General features: G+C 53.0%; 1 tRNA gene and 1 rRNA gene. Both read left to right on the forward strand.

From position 1 onward, the window contains the following. A 16S ribosomal RNA gene (locus tag CHK_RS00395) occupies window positions 1-1,493 on the forward strand; the annotation flags it as partial. A 133-nt stretch (window positions 1,494-1,626) separates the two neighbouring features. After that, window positions 1,627-1,702 (forward strand) — tRNA-Ala (locus CHK_RS00400). Window positions 1,703-1,761: the final 59 nt, after the last annotated feature.

Here is a 1,761-nt window from a genome sequence, read left to right on the forward strand (position 1 = left end):
GTGCTTAACACATGCAAGTCGAACGAAGTTGCTCTTTGGGAAGCCCTCGGGTGGAACTGTGAGTATACTTAGTGGCGGACGGGTGAGTAACGCGTGAGCAATCTGCCCTGCAATGGGGGACAACAGTTGGAAACGACTGCTAATACCGCATAAGACCACGAAACCGCATGGTTTAGAGGTAAAAGGATTCATTCGATGCAGGATGAGCTCGCGTCCCATTAGATAGTTGGTGAGGTAACGGCCCACCAAGTCAACGATGGGTAGCCGACCTGAGAGGGTGATCGGCCACATTGGAACTGAGAAACGGTCCAAACTCCTACGGGAGGCAGCAGTGGGGAATATTGGGCAATGGGGGAAACCCTGACCCAGCAACGCCGCGTGAAGGAAGAAGGCCTTCGGGTTGTAAACTTTTGTCCTATGGGACGAAAAAAATGACGGTACCATAGGAGGAAGCTCCGGCTAACTACGTGCCAGCAGCCGCGGTAATACGTAGGGAGCAAGCGTTGTCCGGAATTACTGGGCGTAAAGGGTGCGTAGGTGGCCATGTAAGTCAGGTGTGAAAGACCGGGGCTCAACCCCGGGGTTGCACTTGAAACTGTGTGGCTTGAGTACAGGAGAGGGAAGTGGAATTCCTAGTGTAGCGGTGAAATGCGTAGATATTAGGAGGAACACCAGTGGCGAAGGCGACTTTCTGGACTGTAACTGACACTGAGGCACGAAAGCGTGGGGAGCAAACAGGATTAGATACCCTGGTAGTCCACGCCGTAAACGATGGATACTAGGTGTGGGGGGCGATAGTCCTCCGTGCCGAAGCTAACGCATTAAGTATCCCGCCTGGGGAGTACGATCGCAAGGTTGAAACTCAAAGGAATTGACGGGGGCCCGCACAAGCAGCGGAGCATGTGGTTTAATTCGAAGCAACGCGAAGAACCTTACCAAGGCTTGACATCCTCTGACGCATATAGAGATATATGTTCCCTTCGGGGCAGAGAGACAGGTGGTGCATGGTTGTCGTCAGCTCGTGTCGTGAGATGTTGGGTTAAGTCCCGCAACGAGCGCAACCCTTGTTGCTAGTTGCCAGCACGTAAAGGTGGGAACTCTAGTGAGACTGCCGGGGACAACTCGGAGGAAGGTGGGGACGACGTCAAATCATCATGCCCCTTATGTCTTGGGCTACACACGTGCTACAATGGCCGGTACAAAGGGCAGCGACCTCGTAAGAGTAAGCGAATCTCAAAAAGCCGGCCCCAGTTCGGATTGTGGGCTGCAACCCGCCCACATGAAGTCGGAGTTGCTAGTAATCGCGAATCAGCATGTCGCGGTGAATGCGTTCCCGGGCCTTGTACACACCGCCCGTCACACCACGGAAGTTGGGAGCACCCGAAGCCAGTGGCTTAACCGTAAGGAGAGAGCTGTCGAAGGTGAGATCAATGACTGGGGTGAAGTCGTAACAAGGTAGCCGTATCGGAAGGTGCGGCTGGATCACCTCCTTTCTAGGGTGTAAGAAGAAAAGACGATGAGGACAAAGTGAGTAGAGGATTTTCTTTTCGGTACTGTTGTTTTTAAGGGAAAAGAACTGCATACAAGCCTTTTAGAGCACATACAGAGATGTATGTGATTTAAAATGGGGGTGTAGCTCAGCTGGGAGAGCACCTGCCTTGCAAGCAGGGGGTCAGCGGTTCGATTCCGCTCATCTCCACCAAGAGTGGGAAAGCGGGAGACACCGAATGCAATAACAAAATGGGCTCATAGCTCAGCAGG

The organism is Christensenella hongkongensis (genome assembly GCF_000981035.1).
GTDB lineage: Bacteria > Bacillota > Clostridia > Christensenellales > Christensenellaceae > Christensenella > Christensenella hongkongensis.